The sequence below is a fragment of the Streptomyces hygroscopicus subsp. hygroscopicus genome, assembly GCF_030269125.1.
GTDB classification, from domain to species: domain Bacteria; phylum Actinomycetota; class Actinomycetes; order Streptomycetales; family Streptomycetaceae; genus Streptomyces; species Streptomyces hygroscopicus_C.
Genome location: NZ_BSSM01000004.1, coordinates 210845 through 225676, shown reverse-complemented (window position 1 = coordinate 225676; position 14832 = coordinate 210845). Strand labels below are relative to the sequence as shown.

The 14832-nt window shown below is 74.8% G+C and carries 12 protein-coding genes and 2 pseudogenes; 6 read left to right on the top strand and 8 right to left on the bottom strand.

Annotated elements, in window-relative coordinates; all coding sequences use genetic code 11:
* Positions 1–61 precede the first annotated feature (61 nt).
* From QSK45_RS11820 to QSK45_RS11810, 3 genes are all read right to left on the bottom strand, one after another.
* The gene (locus QSK45_RS11820; protein ID WP_285556319.1) at positions 62–1513 is read right to left on the bottom strand and encodes a pyridoxal phosphate-dependent decarboxylase family protein; all 1452 of its coding nucleotides are present in this window, start codon (positions 1511–1513) and stop codon (positions 62–64) included.
* Between the two features lie 56 nt (positions 1514–1569).
* Positions 1570–2103, bottom strand: coding sequence for an MFS transporter (locus tag QSK45_RS38465; RefSeq protein ID WP_490993550.1), 534 nt, complete (start codon positions 2101–2103; stop codon positions 1570–1572).
* Positions 2104–2316: 213 nt separating this feature from the next.
* A complete protein-coding gene (locus QSK45_RS11810; RefSeq protein ID WP_285555907.1) occupies positions 2317–3567 on the bottom strand; it encodes an NAD(P)/FAD-dependent oxidoreductase in 1251 nt (416 codons plus the stop codon).
* Positions 3568–3874: 307 nt separating this feature from the next.
* On the opposite strand from QSK45_RS11810, the gene QSK45_RS11805 reads away from it, so the two are divergent.
* Both QSK45_RS11805 and QSK45_RS11800 read left to right on the top strand, forming a co-directional pair.
* Positions 3875–5272 (top strand): cryptochrome/photolyase family protein, encoded by a 1398-nt coding sequence (locus QSK45_RS11805; protein ID WP_285555905.1) that lies wholly within the window; start codon positions 3875–3877, stop codon positions 5270–5272.
* A complete protein-coding gene (locus QSK45_RS11800; RefSeq protein ID WP_285555903.1) occupies positions 5269–6774 on the top strand; it encodes a cryptochrome/photolyase family protein in 1506 nt (501 codons plus the stop codon). Before QSK45_RS11805 ends, QSK45_RS11800 begins: the two co-directional genes overlap by 4 nt.
* A 73-nt stretch (positions 6775–6847) precedes the next feature.
* Here the strand turns inward: QSK45_RS11800 and QSK45_RS11795 are convergent, their stop codons facing one another.
* The 4 genes and pseudogenes from QSK45_RS11795 to QSK45_RS11780 all read right to left on the bottom strand — a co-directional run.
* Entirely contained in the window at positions 6848–7855 is a 1008-nt protein-coding gene (locus QSK45_RS11795; protein WP_285556317.1) for a cobalamin B12-binding domain-containing protein, read from the bottom strand.
* Positions 7856–7976: 121 nt separating this feature from the next.
* Positions 7977–8570 carry an RNA polymerase sigma factor gene (locus QSK45_RS11790; protein ID WP_285555902.1) on the bottom strand — a complete coding sequence of 198 codons (594 nt, stop codon included), beginning with the start codon at positions 8568–8570 and terminating at the stop codon, positions 7977–7979.
* 136 nt (positions 8571–8706) lie between these two features.
* Positions 8707–9325: pseudogene (locus QSK45_RS11785) on the bottom strand (MMPL family transporter); the annotation flags it as partial.
* Positions 9320–9525, bottom strand: a pseudogene (locus tag QSK45_RS11780) (MarR family transcriptional regulator); the annotation flags it as partial. The pseudogenes QSK45_RS11780 and QSK45_RS11785, both read right to left, overlap by 6 nt.
* A 254-nt stretch (positions 9526–9779) precedes the next feature.
* Between QSK45_RS11780 and QSK45_RS11775 the strand changes: the two are divergent.
* The 3 genes from QSK45_RS11775 (at position 9780) to QSK45_RS11765 (ending at position 12964) form a co-directional block, all read left to right on the top strand.
* Positions 9780–11339: an SDR family oxidoreductase gene (locus QSK45_RS11775; protein WP_285555900.1), complete on the top strand. Its 1560-nt coding sequence runs from the start codon at positions 9780–9782 to the stop codon at positions 11337–11339.
* A 206-nt stretch (positions 11340–11545) separates the two neighbouring features.
* Positions 11546–12754 (top strand): PP2C family protein-serine/threonine phosphatase, encoded by a 1209-nt coding sequence (locus tag QSK45_RS11770; protein ID WP_285555899.1) that lies wholly within the window; start codon positions 11546–11548, stop codon positions 12752–12754.
* Positions 12755–12805: 51 nt separating this feature from the next.
* A complete protein-coding gene (locus tag QSK45_RS11765; protein ID WP_285555897.1) occupies positions 12806–12964 on the top strand; it encodes a hypothetical protein in 159 nt (52 codons plus the stop codon).
* 101 nt (positions 12965–13065) lie between these two features.
* Here the strand turns inward: QSK45_RS11765 and QSK45_RS11760 are convergent, their stop codons facing one another.
* A complete protein-coding gene (locus QSK45_RS11760) occupies positions 13066–13452 on the bottom strand; it encodes a winged helix-turn-helix transcriptional regulator (RefSeq protein WP_285555895.1) in 387 nt (128 codons plus the stop codon).
* A 312-nt stretch (positions 13453–13764) separates the two neighbouring features.
* Between QSK45_RS11760 and QSK45_RS11755 the strand changes: the two genes are divergently transcribed.
* Positions 13765–14751, top strand: coding sequence for an SMP-30/gluconolactonase/LRE family protein (locus QSK45_RS11755; protein ID WP_285555893.1), 987 nt, complete (start codon positions 13765–13767; stop codon positions 14749–14751).
* The last annotated feature ends 81 nt before the right edge of the window (positions 14752–14832 follow it).

Genomic DNA, 14832 nt, shown 5'->3' with positions numbered 1-14832 from the left:
CGGGGGCGAAATCGGCCGGGTGCCGGGGGGCGCGCCGATCCGTGCGCGCGCCGTGGGCGGGTCAGACACGGAAGAGCGACCCGATGAACTCCGTCAGCATCCGCTCCTTCAGCCGGGACGGCAGGGCGTCCAACAGGGCCAGCACCGGTGCCGTCCGCGACGGCAGGCCCTGTTCGCCGTCCAGCCCGGCAAGGGCGAGGAACCCCGCCACGTCCTCGGGTGTGAGGGTGTCGGGGTCGAGCGTGGCGGCCAGTGCGGTCAGCGCCGGGTCCACGGTCACCGGCTCGCACGCCCGCGCCGCCGCCACCGACTCGGCCAGGTCCGCCAGCAGGGGTCCGACGCGGTCGCTGGTCGCCGGGGTCAGCGTCAGGTGCAGGTTCGGCGGGAGGCCGCCGCAGGACAGCTGCGGCTGGAGGTACCAGCCGCGCTCCCGCATCTCGTCCGCCACGTGCAGCACCAGCCCCGGATCGGGCGTGCCGGCGGGGCCGTGCACGGTGAACGCGACCAGGCTGCCCGCCGGGTCGCCGAGCACCCGGACGCCGTCGAGCGCCCGCAGGCCGGGCAGCAGCCGGTCGGCGGCCAGCGCCACGCGGCGGGCGAGGGCGGTGTACCCGTCGTGGCCGAGGTGGTGCAGCACCGCCCACGCCTGCGCCAGCAGCCCCCCGGACTTGGTGCCCTGCGCCGTGGGGTTGACCACCGGGTAGCCGGGCCAGCCCGCATGCGCGAAGTACTGGTGGCGCCGCAGCTCGGCGTCCCGGTACAGGACGACCGAGGCACCCTTGTCGGCGTAGCCGTACTTGTGCAGGTCCACCGAGATCGAGGTGACGCCCGGAACCGAGAGGCCGAACGGTTCGACCGGGCGGCCCGTCAGGGCGAGGAACGGCAGGAACCAGCCGCCGACGCACGCGTCGACGTGACACAGCACATCCCGCTGCGCGGCGGCCGCGGCGATCTCGGCCACGGGATCCAGCACCCCGTGCGCGTACGACGGGGCCGACGCGACCACCAGGGCGGTCCGGTCGGTGACCGACTCCGCCACGGCCGGCGCGTCGGCCCGGAACGTCAGCGGGTCGACCGGGACCACCACCGTCTCCACGCCCAGGTAGTGGGCCGCCTTGTGGAAGGCCGCGTGTGCCGTCGACGGCAGCACCATCTGCGGCCGGGTCACCCCGCGCACGGCTCGGGCGTGATCCCGGGCGGTCTTGACGGCCAGCAGGATCGACTCGGTGCCGCCGCTGGTGAAACTGCCCTGCGCGCCGGGCACTCCCAGGACCGAGGACACCGCGCCCACCACGTCGTTCTCCAGCCGGGCCACGCTCGGGAAGACCGTCGGGTCCAGGCCGTTGACCGTGGCGAACACGCCGTAGGCGGCGGCGGTCAGCTCGTCCACGCCGGGCAGGCCGGCGTCGTAGACGTAGGCGAAAGTCCGGCCGCCCCGGGTCGGTGCGTCCGCGGCCCGCAGGCCCCGCAGCTCGGCCAGCAGTTGGTCGGCGGGGCGGCCCGCGGGCAGCACGGACGCGGGGCGCCGGGCGGAGGCGGTCGGCTCGGCCGCGGACTCACTTGGCACGGTCAGTTCCTCTCTGTCTCGGTGCACGGTTTCCGTCTCCGCGCACGAAGGGCATCGGGACCGGCGCCGGGGACGGCTGCGCCGGCCTCGGACTCCCGGCGGTGGCGGCGGAGCAACCGGAGGGCGACGCGGGAAAGCAGGGCCGGCAGCAGGCTCGTCCCGGCGGTGATCCCGGCGCGGGCCACCGGCGGCTGCGCCACCTCCTCGCCGGCGTCGGGGGAACGACGGCTGCGGTCCTCGGCGGCGCCCACCAGCGGGTTGATCACCACGTCCCACGCCCTGGGCACGAAGACCGCGGCGCCGGCCACCACCGCCGGAACGGCGAGTACGTCGGTCAGGCAGTACAGCAGGGTCAGCCCCGGAACGGTGCCGAAGGTGCCGGTGGCCGGTGGCCGGTGAGCCCGTAGCCGATCCGTACCGTGCGGGGCAGCCCGGACCCGGCACCTGCCGTGTCCCCGCTTCCGGCGCCGCGCGCCGCTCCCGGGGCGCGGGGGCGGCGCGGTTTCGGGCGGACCCGGGGCGGTGGTCTGATCCATGCGTGTCCCGTGGTGGAAGAGGAGCAGACGGGGAACCGTACGGGTTCGGGGATGGCGTGGAGCATGCGCAGCGTCAGGGTTACCGGCAATTCCCTCTCCGCACAAGGTGACCGGCAGGGTGACGTCCGTCGGCGCGGGCAGTCCGTCCGTGGTGCGCCCGGTCACCGGCTCGCCGGGACGGCAGGCCGCAAAGGGGCGACGGCCGCGCCGCGGTCACTTTCCGCCGAGGTCCCGCGACACCTCCCGGGCCGCCCGCGCGCCGGAGGCGAGGGCGCCTTGGACGGAACCCGTTCCCCGGTGATCCCCGCAGACGTAGTGGCCCGGCCCGGTGCGGGAGGTCCGGGTGAGCGGCCAGGGCGGCGGCATGGCGGGCAGCGCGCCCTCGACGGTGCGCGCGACCAGCAGGTCCCAGGCGGTGGCGTCGGTGGCGTACATCTCGCACAGGGCCGCGACCACGGCCGACCGCTCGGGCTCGGTGTCGTCGCCCAGCACCGAGGTGGCGACGAGGGCACTGCCGCGCGGGGCGTACTCGGGCGCGACATCGCTGAGCACGCAGGTGTTCAGCACGCGGCGGCGGCTGTCGACCAGCAGGACCGGCTGCCCGAGGGGGGAGCGAGGGGCGACGTGGTAGTAGGTGGTGACCGTGCGGTGGGCGGGCACGTCCAGGCCGGGCAGCATCCGTGCGGCGGCACCGGCACCGGTCGCCACCACGACGGCGCGCGCCGGCAGCTCCGTACCGTCCGCCGTGAGCACGCCCCGGTCGGCGAGCCGTGACACCGGTGTGCCGAGCCGGACGGTGCCCTCGGGCAGGGCCGCGGCCAGGGCGCGCGGGACGGACTGCACACCGAAGGCAGGCAGGCACAGGGCACCGCGCAGCATGCTGCGCCACACGAGGTGGAACACCCGGCTGGACGTCTCCAGCGAGTCCTCCAGGAAGACCCCGGAGAGAAACGGCCGGAAGAAGTCCTCCACGAACGCGTCGCAGAAGCCCGCGTCGGCCAGGGCGGCACGGGTGGTGCGCTCGGCCGCGCGCTTGAGGGTCCGGGCCGGGGCGAGCGCGTCGCGGGCGCCGAGCGCGGCCAGCGCCGCCAGGTCGCGCGGCCGGGCGAGCCGGCCGGACAGCGGCGAAGCCACCGCGTCGGGGCGGCGGCGCGGGTCGGCCAGCAGGACGCGCCGGTCACCGGTGTGCACCAGGACGCCCGGCAGGAAGGGGCGCGGGTCGACGAAGCGCGCGGGCAGACGGCGGCGCAGCTGCGGGTAGGCGGGGTTGACGACCTGGAAACCGCAGTCCACCGTGAAGCCGTCCAGGCGGTCGGTCCGCATCCGCCCGCCCACCGCGTCGTCCGCCTCCAGCACCGTGACGCCGAGCCCGGCGACGGCCAGGTCGTGGGCACACGCCAGCCCGGCGACACCGGCGCCCACCACGACGACGTCCGCGACCACGGATCCGTCCGCCACGGCCACCACCTCTCCTCGCTCCTCATCGCGCCTGTCGCGGAGCGGGTCGGCCCCGCCGACCCGCTCCCCCGGTGCCTCCGAGGCGGTGGACGTTCCCGCCGCGAGCACTCGCTCGGGCGCCGGCGCCGCCTTGGCGACGGACACCGGGTGCCCGCACGGGCACCCGACGTCCTCCTCGGGTACTTCCCCGCCGGACGCCGCCGCGGATGCGCGTGCACCAGAACGGGGGACCACCGGCGGCCGCCGCATCCGCCACCGGCCGTCGGGGCGAAACCATCGGAGAGTCACCCCACCGAAAGCGGAAGTGAGCCCCATGCAGACCTCGGTCGTCGTGTTCACCTGCGATCTGCGCCTGTCGGACCATCCACCGCTGCGCGCGGCCCTGCACGGAGGAGGCCGGGTGGTCCCGCTGTTCGTGCGTGACCCGGCCGTGGACGGAGCGGGTTTCGCCGCGCCGAACCGGCTCGCGTTCCTCGCCGACTGCCTGCGGGACCTGGACGCCCGGCTGCGGGAGCGGGGCGGCCGGCTGGTGCTGCGCGAGGGCGACACGGTCGCGCAGGTGTGCCGGGTGGCCGCCGAGGCGGACGCCGACGAGGTGCACATGGCGGGCGATGTGAGCGCCTTCGCGTGCGCGCGCGAACGGCGGTTGCGCCGGGCGCTGGAGGCCGACGGGCGGCGTCTGTACGTCCACGACACGGTGAGCACCGCCGTGGCACCGGGCGCGGTGACGCCGGCCGCCTCCGACCACTTCGCGGTGTTCACGCCGTACTACCGACGCTGGTCCGGGCAGGGCCTGCGGGACGTGCTGGAGGCGCCACGCGCCCTCACCGTGCCGCAGGAGGTGGCGTCCGCCCCACTGCCGGAGCGCGGCGGGGTGAACGGCGTGTCGCCGGGGCTGTGCGCGGGCGGCGAGACGGAGGGGCGGCGCAGGTTCACCGCGTGGCTGCGCTCCGGTGTGGACGCTTACGAGGAGCGGCACGACGACCTGGCGGGCGACGCCACCTCCCGGCTCTCCCCCTGTCTGCACTTCGGCACGCTGTCGCCGGTCGAGGTGGTGCGCCGGGCCCGCGGGGCCGGCGGCGCCGGGGCGGAGGCGTTCGTACGGCAGGTCGCCTGGCGCGACTTCAACCGCCAGGTGCTCGCCGCGCGCCCCGACGCCGCCGTACGCGATTACCGCACGCACGGCGACCGGTGGCGCGACGGGAAGGAGGCGGAGGCGGATGCCGAGGCGTGGCGGGAGGGCCGCACCGGCTACCCGCTGGTGGACGCGGCGATGCGGCAGCTGCGCCACGAGGGCTGGATCCACAACCGGGGCCGGCTGCTGGCGGCGAGCTTCCTCACCAAGACGCTCTACCTCGACTGGCGGGTGGGCGCCCGGCACTTCCTGGAGCTGCTGGTCGACGGCGACGTGGCGAACAACCAGCTCAACTGGCAGTGGATGGCGGGCACGGGCACCGACACCCGGCCCAACCGGGTCCTCAACCCCGTCGCGCAGGGCAGGCGTTACGACCCGGACGGAGCTTACGTGCGGCGCTGGGTGCCGGAACTGGCGGGCGTCGAGGGGGCAGCCGTGCACGAGCCGTGGAGGCTTCCGGCGCGGGAGCGTTCGAGGACCGGCTATCCCGAGCCGGTGGTGTCCCTGGCGGAGGGCCTGGACCGCTTCAGGCGGGCCCGGGGCCGCTCCCGAGGTCCGGCGGGAGACCACCGATGACCACCCCGCACTGGATCTTCGGGGACCAGCTCGGCCCGCACTTCCTCACACCGGCCGGCGACGACGGACCCGGGCGCGGCACTCCCGTGGTGATGATCGAGGCCAGGTCGGTCTTCCGACGACGCCGCTTCCACCGCGCCAAGGCGCACCTGGTGCTCTCCGCGATGCGGCACCGCGCGGCGGAACTGGGCGGGCGGGTGACGTACGTGCGGGCCGAGACCTACCGTGAGGGCCTGCGCCGCGCGGTGGGCGGCGCGCCGGTCACGGTGTGCCATCCGACCTCGTACGCGGCGCTCCGGCTGGTGCGGTCCCTGTCCGGGGTGCGGGTGCTGCCCGCCCGGGGCTTCCTCGTGGCACGCGAGGAGTTCGCCGGCTGGGCCGGGGAACGCGGTGGGCGGCTGCTCCACGAGGACTTCTACCGCTGGGTGCGCAGGGAGCACGACCTGCTGATGGAGGGCGACCACCCGGCGGGCGGCCGGTTCGACCACGACCACGCCAACCGCGAGCCGCCGCCGGGCGGCGCCCGCCGGCTCGACGTACCGGGCCCCTACCGGCCGCGGGAGGACGACATCGACGCGGAGGTGCGCGACGACCTCGACCGGTGGGAACGCGAGGAGGGCGTGCGCTTCGTCGGCCGGGACGGGCCGCGCCGCTTCCCCGCCACCCGGCGGGAGGCGCTGTCGGCCCTGCGGCGTTTCGTGCGGCACCGGCTGGCGTCCTTCGGACCGTACGAGGACGCGGTCCTCGCCGGTGATCCGGTGATGAGCCACAGCCTGCTGTCGTCCTCCCTGAACCTGGGGCTGCTGCACCCGGCGGAGTGCGTGGAGGGAGCCGAGCGGGCCTGGCGGCAGGGCGCGATCCCGGTGAACAGCGCGGAGGGCTTCGTCCGCCAGGTCGCGGGCTGGCGGGAGTACGTCTGGCAGTTGTACTGGCACTTCGGCGAGGACTACCGGCACGTGAACGCGCTCGGGCACACCGAGGAGCTGCCGGACTACTTCGCCGAGCTGGACGCGGACGCGGTCACCGCGCGCTGCCTGGCCACCGTGCTCGCCCAGGTGCGCGACACCGGTTGGACGCATCACATCCCCCGGTTGATGGTGCTGGGCAGCCACGCTCTGCAGCGGGGCTGGGACCCGGTCGCGGTGACCGACTGGTTCCACCGCTGCTTCGTCGACGGCTACGACTGGGTGATGGTGCCGAACGTGGTGGGCATGTCCCAGTACGCGGACGGCGGCAGGATGACCACCAAGCCGTACACGTCGGGCGGCGCCTACCTCCACCGCATGAGCGACCTGTGCGGCGGCTGCGCCTACCGGCCCACCGAGCGCACCGGCCCGCGCGCGTGCCCCTACACCGCCGGGTACTGGGCCTTCCTGCACCGGCACCGGCGGCTGCTGTCCGGCAACGCCCGCATGCGGCGCGCGGTGCAGGGCCTGGACCGGCTGGGCGACCTCGACGAGGTGCTGCGGCAGGAGCGGCGGCGGGCGGGCGAGGTGCCGTGAGGTGGCGGACGCGTGGCCGTCCGGGCGTCACGGGGAGCACGGCAGCGGGAGGGACGGGGACGTGAGTGTCGGCTCACTCCGCGGCGCACAGCGAGCGCAGCGCCTCCACCGCCTGCGCCAGGCCGGCCGGTCTGAGGACACCGGCGGGCCGGGACCGGCTCCAGCCGGGGCCGCCCAGCAGCACCGCCGGACCGCGCCGCGTCCCCTTCATGCCCCAGCGCAGTGCGGCGACGTGCCGGGCCAGGGCCGGGACCGCCCGTGCGCTCTCCTGGGCCCACAGCACGACCGCGACCGGGCCCAGTCGGCGCACCGCCGCGTCCAGCGCCTCGACGGGCACCGCGGCCCCCAGCATGCGGACCGGCAGTCCCTCACGGGCGAGCGCGGCGTGGAGCGCCTCCAGGGGCAGGGTGTGCTGTTCGCCCGGGACGCAGGCCAGCAGGACGCAGCCGACCGCCGGGGCGGCCACGGGGGCGGCGGGCGGCGCGCTGCGGCGCAGCACGGTGGAGACGTGCCAGGCGAGCAGGTGCTCCACCTCCACGTACCGGTCGCCGGAGGAGGCCCAGCGACGGCCTACGGCGTGCAGGGTGGGAACCATCACCTCCTGCCAGGCTCCGACGACGCCGTGGCGCTCGACGGCTGCGGTGAGCTGCTTCTCCAGCGCGGGAGCGTCCAGTCGTACGGCGGCGCGGGCCAGGCCGCGGCACTCCTGACGCACATCACCGAGGGGCAGTGCGCCAGCGGCCCGTGATCGCCCCGCGGGTGGTGGGGGCGCCGGAGCAGCGGCGGCGTCCGCCGCGGCAGGCGGGCCGGCCGCGGCGGTACGGACGGCGCGGGCCGCGTCGGCCGGCGGGACGCCGGTCGCCGTCAGCCGGCACATCTCCTCGACCGCCGCCACGTCCGTCGCCGTCCAGCGACGGTGGCCGCCCTCGGTGCGTGCGATCGGTCCGATGCCGTAGCGGCGGTCCCACGAACGCAGGGTCATGGGCGACACGCCGAGGCGGCGGGCCAGCACGCCCGTGGTCAGACCGGCGTCGCCCGGTACGGCCGGTGGCGTCGGGGACGGCTGCGGGGCGGGGTCCACGGCGGTCAAGTGTCCCCCTCGTCCCGGTCTCCGGCGAGCCGAAGCGGGGCCCCGCCATCCTCGCCGTCTCCGCCCGGTGACCGGCCGTTCCGTCCACCGGACGGGTGCGCGAACCGGCCGGTCAGCGTGTGCGCTCGGCCTCGGCGTCCAGGCTGCGCGCCAGGCGCGACAGGCCGCGCCGGGCGTGGCTCTTGACCGTTCCCAGCGGCCATCCCGTGACGCGGGCGATCTGCGTCTGCGTCAGGTCATCGTAGAAGGCCATGCACAGCACCCGCCGCTGGACCTCGGGAAGGCGGCGCAGTTCGCGGGTGACGTCCACGTGGTCCAGGACGGCGTCCTGTGCGGACAACGGGTCCGGCGGGCGGTTCCAGCCGCGTGCCGCCGCGACCGCGACGTCCGTGCGCCGGGTGCGGGCGGACAACGCGTCGGCGATCTTGCGCCGTGCGATGCCCACGAGCCAGGCGGGCAGCGGCCCACGGGCCGGGCGGTAGCCGTGCCGGCCGCGCCAGGCGGCGAGGAACACCGTCTGGGTGACGTCCTCGGCCTCCGCGCCGTCGCCCAGCGACTGCCGCGCGAGCGACAGGACGAGGGGAGCCCAGCGGCGGTAGACCGCTTCCATACCGTCCTCGTCCCCGGCCGCGAAACGCGAGGCCAGGTCGTTCTCCGGGTCCGCGGTGGGCTCGGGCGGGGCTTCGGTCACAGCGAGTGCGGTCATGTGGCCTGCTCCTTGTCCGGGTGGCTCCTGCGTCACGGCCACGGTCCGTCCGGCGCCTTCGCTGCGGCAACTCGCATCGAGTCTGCATCGGATCGGCACCGCCGTGAGCCCGCCACGCCCGTGCGGACCGCGGCGCTCAGGCGCGGTCCTCCCCCGGCAGGAGCGTCCGGGGTCGCCGCCCCGGTGCCGGCGAGCGGCCGTCCGGCCCTCCTGCGGCCGGCCGGGTGGGCCACCACACGCGGTCCCCGGCGTCCCACACGAGCGCGGGCACCAGCAGGGAGCGCACCACCAGGGTGTCCAGCAGCACGCCGAAGGCGACGATGAAGGCGATCTGCACCAGGAACGCCAGCGGGATCACGCCGAGCGCGGCGAAGGTGGCGGCGAGCACGACCCCCGCGGAGGTGATGACCCCGCCGGTGGTCACGAGCCCGCGCCGGACGCCTTCTCGGGTGCCGTGCCGCAGGGTCTCCTCACGGACCCGGGACATCAGGAAGATGTTGTAGTCGACGCCCAGGGCGACCAGGAAGACGAACCCGTACAGCGGCACCGACGGATCGGTGCCGCTGAAGCCGAACAGGCGGAAGACCAGTGCCGCCACGCCGAGGGTCGCGGTGAAGTCGAGGGCGACGGTCAGCACCAGCAGGACAGCACGGCGAGGACCGCAGCAGCAGCTCGAGGATGGTCAGGATGACGGCGAGCACCACCGGGACGATGACGGTGCGGTCCCGTTCGGCCGCGCGCAGGGTGTCCACCCGGCGCACCCGCCCGGCGCGTTCGAGCCGGTCGATGCAGGCAGGGCACGCAGCCTGGTGGGGGTCATCGGCTCGGGGGCGTCGAGGATGGCGGCCAGCGCCTGGACGTCGGTGGCGTGCAGGTTCTGCCGGGCCGCGTACTGCTGGATGACCCGGCCGACCTCGCCGTGCATGCGGCGCAACTGCACGGCGAAGGCCGGCAGGTCGCCCGGGAAGGCGGGGAGGTCACCGGTGGAGGTCTCCCCGGTGGAGGGACCGGCGGCCGCGGTGCGCGGCGCGGCGGGGGACGCGCCATCGGCGGCTCCTCGACGCCGCCGCGCCGGGTGCCCTCCGCTCGTCTCCGTGTTCACCGGCGCGACCTACCGGGGTACTCGCGGATCACGGCCGGGCCGCATCCGTATCCGGTGCGACGGCCGAACACTCTGCACGGCCGGACATCCTGCCGGAAGGAGGAGCCATGGAGACGACGGCGGACCGGCCCCTGTGCCTGGTGACCGGGGCCAGTGGCTACATCGGCGGGCGGCTCGTACCCGAACTGCTGGCAGCCGGGTACCGGGTGCGCTGCCTGGCCCGCTCCCCCGGGAAACTGCGTGACCACCCCTGGGCCGGGGAGGTGGAGGTGGTCCGCGGGGACGTCACCGACCCCGCCTCGGTCGAGGCCGCGATGCGGGAGGTCTCCGTGGCCTACTACCTCGTGCACGCGCTGGGCACCGGACGCGGCTTCGAGGACGCCGACCGGGAGGGCGCTCGGGTCTTCGGCGCGCAGGCCGCCGCCGCCGGCGTGCGCCGCATCGTCTACCTCGGCGGCCTGACTCCCGCCGGGGTGCCCGAGCACGAGCTGTCCCCGCACCTGCGCTCCCGGTCCGAGGTCGGCCGCATCCTGCTGGCGAGCGGGGTACCGACGACGGTGCTGCGCGCCGCCGTGATCCTCGGCTCGGGCTCGGCGTCCTTCGAGATGCTGCGCTATCTGACCGAGCGGCTGCCGGTGATGGTCACACCGAGCTGGGTGCGCACCCGCATCCAGCCGATCGCCGTCCGGGACGTGCTGCGCCTGCTGGTCGAGAGCGCCCAGATGCCCGCCGACGTGAACCGCGCCTTCGACATCGGCGGGCCCGACGTGCTGACGTACCGGGACATGATGCTGCGCTACGCCGCGGTGGCCGGACTGCCCCGGCGCGTGATCCTGCCGGTGCCGGTGCTCACCCCCCGTCTGTCCAGCCACTGGGTCGGCCTGGTCACCCCGGTCCCCGCATCCATCGCCCGGCCGCTGACGGAGTCGTTGCGGCACGAGGTGGTGTGCCGGGAGAACGACATCACCCGCTACGTCCCCGACCCGCCCGGCCACCCCATCGGCTTCGACGAGTCGGTACGGCTGGCGCTCAAACGCGTCCGGGACGCCGAGGTCGCCACCCGCTGGTCCTCCGCCTCGGTGGCCGGTGCCCCCAGCGACCCTCTGCCCACCGACCCGGCCTGGGCGGGCGGCAGCCTCTACACCGACCTGCGGGAACGCCCGGTCGACGCCCCGCCCGAGGCCCTGTGGCGGGTGATCGAGGGCGTCGGCGGGGAGAACGGCTGGTACTCCCTGCCTCTGGCCTGGTCCGTCCGGGGTGTCGCCGACCGGCTCGTGGGAGGCGTGGGGCTGCGCCGCGGGCGCCGGGACGCGCACCGCCTGCGCGTGGGCGACTCGGTGGATTTCTGGCGGGTGGAGGAGATCGAGCCGGGCCGCCTGCTGCGGCTGCGCGCGGAAATGCGACTGCCCGGACTGGCCTGGCTGGAGATGGGCGTCGACAGCGACGAGACGGGCCGCACCCGCTACCGCCAGCGCGCCCTGTTCCACCCGCGCGGCCTGCTCGGTCACGCCTACTGGTGGAGCATCTCCCCCTTCCACGCCGTCGTCTTCGGCGGCATGGCCCGCAACATCGCCCGCACGGCCGAGCGGTCGTGCGGGCGGCGCCCGGCGAGCGGGTCGGCCTCCCCGGGCCGTACGACCGCGTCGACGGCCCGACCGGCCGGATGAGGTCCGGTCTGCGCCGGGCGTGGATCTCGCGGACACCGCGAGGCGGGCGGTTCTGGACACCTCGTCGTGGAGACGGCCGCCCGTGAGCCGCCCCGAGATTCTCCAGGTGGTGCTCGCGTCCCCCTCACCCGCCCCGGCCGGAAGTCACAAGAGCCGGCGAGTCCGGGCCGGGTTGCGGGGAAGGCGAAGGTGAACGGACCAGGGAGGTGGCTGTGGCCGGCGATGAGGGACTGGGCTTGGACGAGGTGCTGCGGGCGGCGGAGGACGCCGCCCCGGTGGAGTCGGTGGACGTGGTGGCCCGGAACCTGGAGAAGCGGTTCTCGGCGACAGAGGTCTCGTTCCTGTTCGTCGACATCCTCGGCCAGGAAGCCGTTCGGCTGCCCGGAGCCGGCCGGGCGGGGCAGGCGTGCGCCCAGGTGGAGAGAGTGGAGCTGGCGGGCAGCGTCTACGAACGGGTGCTGCGCCGCCAGAGCCTGCACCAGGAGGACGACGGGGAGGGTGGTTGCCGGCTCGTGGCACCGGTGACGAACCGCGGCGACTGCATCGGGGTGCTGGAGATGGCGGTACCGCACGCGGACGACTCGGTACGGGACGCGGTGGTGCAGGCGGCGCACGCGCTCGCGTACATCGTGGTGACCGACCGCCGCTTCACGGACCTCTACCACTGCGGCCGGCGCACCACCACGGTGAGCCTGGCGGCCGAGATCCAGCATCAGTTGCTGCCGTCGGCGCCCTGTTGCGAGGCGGCCCACTTCACTCTGGCGTGCGGCTTGGCGCCGGCCGACGACGTCGGCGGCGACAGCTACGACTACGCCCTCGACCAGAACACCCTGCATCTGTCGATCACGGACGCGATGGGGCACGACACCGCCTCCGCGCTGCTGGCCACACTCACCGTCAACGCCCTGCGCGGGGCCCGTCGTGCCGGCCACGGCCTGCTCGACCAGGCGTACGCCGCCCACCAGGCGATCAGCGGCAACTCCCCCGGCATGACCACCGGACAGTTGCTGCGCGTCGAGCTGGAGACGGGCGCCTGCGAACTGGTCAACGCCGGCCATCCCCGGCCGCTGCTGGTGCGCGGGGACCGCGTGGCAGAGCTGGCCCTCAAGGCCAACCTCCCGTTCGGGGCGCCCGCCCCGGTCACGTACGAGGTCCAGCGGCTCCACCTGCACCCGGGCGACCGGCTGGTGCTGATCACCGACGGTATGCAGGAACGCCGCGCCGCCGCGGTCGACCTCCCGTCCCTGCTGCGCGACACCCGCGACGCGCATCCCCGCGAAGTGGTCCGCGCACTCACCACGGCGGTCCACGAAGCCTGCGGGGACCGCCTGCCGGACGACGCCACCACCCTGGTGCTGAACTGGCACGGCAGCCGCTCGGGACAGCGCCGGACCAACGGCGGCTCCGACACCTGAGGAACGGTCACGCGCTTCCGGCAGGAGCGAGGGGGTGCCGGCCCGCCGTCCATGGACCATGACGAAGAGGTCGTGCCCGCCGTCCCGGGCGAGGAGTTCACCGCGGCGCTCGACCGCGGCCACGAGGCGGACCCGAAGCGCAGCGCGGAGGTCGACCTGACCCGGTGGGTACGCGGGGCAGCGCGTGCACCGCGCCGAGGAAGCCGCTGATCACCCCGATCCGGCGCTTCCCGTGAGCCGGCCGGCGTCGGGGAGCGGGTCCCGTCCATGGACGTGCTCCTCCGCGACGGTGGGACGCGGCGTACCCGGTGTCAGCCGGCCCGGCCGGCGCGGGCGTCGTACTCCTTGCGGGCGGCGAGGACCTCCTCCGTGTGCCGCAACGACCACGCCGTGAGTGCTTTCAGGGGTTCGCGGAGCGTCACGCCCAGCGGAGTCAGTTCGTACTCCACCCGCACCGGTACCTCCGGGTGGACCGTCCGCAGGACCAGGCCGTCGCGTTCGAGCCCGCGCAGCGTCTGGGTGAGCATCTTCTCGCTCACCCCCGACAGCCGCTTGCGCAGATGGGAGAACCGGGACGTCCCGTGCTCGGCGAGTTCGCCGAGCACGAGGATCGACCACTTGTCGCCGATCCGGTCGAGCAGGTCCCGCGATGGACAGCCGCGCTCGTACGGGTCCCATGCCGATGTCGCCCGAGTCACAGTCTTCGCTGTCGCCACAGCCTTCACCTCGTTCCTTCCCGACAGGTGGCAACCTTACCAAAAAGTGGCTCCTTCCTTTTGGAGAGTTACCACGTCAGGGTGGGTAGCGCCCGCCGCGGAAAGCAGCGGCCGAAAGGGGAGACCGCCCATGCCCTCGCCTGCCGCGGCCGAGGAGTGCGGGCACCGGGCTTCCCGAAACGGCGGGTCCGCGAACCCCGGTCCGGACAGCGTCCCGCCGGGTCCGCGCCCACGGCTTCGCCCACCAGGCCGCACGGACACATCACTTCGAGCCGACCGGAAAGGTCCACCACGATGTCCCCCAGCACCACCGCACACCCCACCTGGCGGCGCGCGCTCCTCACGCTCACCGCGACGTCCGCCGCACTGGCCGCCCTCACGGCCTCCGCCACCGCCGCGCCGGCTCGTGACCACCAGGACGGCGGCTCCACGATCACGGTCAACGGCGACGACGCCTTCCCCGAAAGCGTCGCGGCCGACCACCACTACGTCTACACCACCAGCATCGACGACGGCACGGTCTACCGCGGACGCCCCGGGGCGAAGACGCTCGACCCCTTCCTCCCCGGCGGCCGGGACGGCCGCACCCAGGCCACCGGGATCAAGATCGCCGGTAACCGCCTGCTGGTCGCCGGCGCCTTCACCGGACGCTTCTTCGTCTACACCGACACCGGGAAGCCCGTCGCCTCCTACACCGTGCCCGAGACGGGCGAGCCGACCCTCGTCAACGACGCGGCCGTCGCCCCCGACGGCGACGTCTACGTCACCGACTCCCTCCGTGCCGTGGTCTACCGGATACCGGCCGCCGAGGTGAACGCCCCCGCCACCGGCGCCCACCGGACCCTGAAGGCGGCCTACCACCTGCCGGACTACGTGACCGGCCAGTCCAACGGCAACGGCATCGTCGCCACCCCCGACGGCAGGTACCTGATCATCGGCTACTGGTACAGCGGCGCGCTCTACCGGCTCACCCTCGCGACCGGCGAGGTCCGCACGATCGACGCGCCGCCCCTGCCCAGTGCCGACGGCATGGTGCTGCGAGGAAGCACCCTGTACATCGCCCGCTCCGTGAACAACGAGATCGCCACGGTACGGCTCTCCGACGACGGAACCCGGGCCACCGTCGTCTCCGAACGCACCTACCCGGGGGCCGACACACTCACCGGCGTCGCCGTGAGCGGGGACCGGCTGCTGGTGACCAACTCCCAGATGGACACGTATCTGTACGGTGCTCCGCTGACCAGCCCGGTGTTCACCCTGGAAAGCCTGCCACTGCGCTGACTCCCCCACCCGGGCGAGGGCGACGCCCCCCTGCCGCTCGCCGTCGGCGCCGGTCTCCGGACGTTCCCGGAGGGCGCCCGG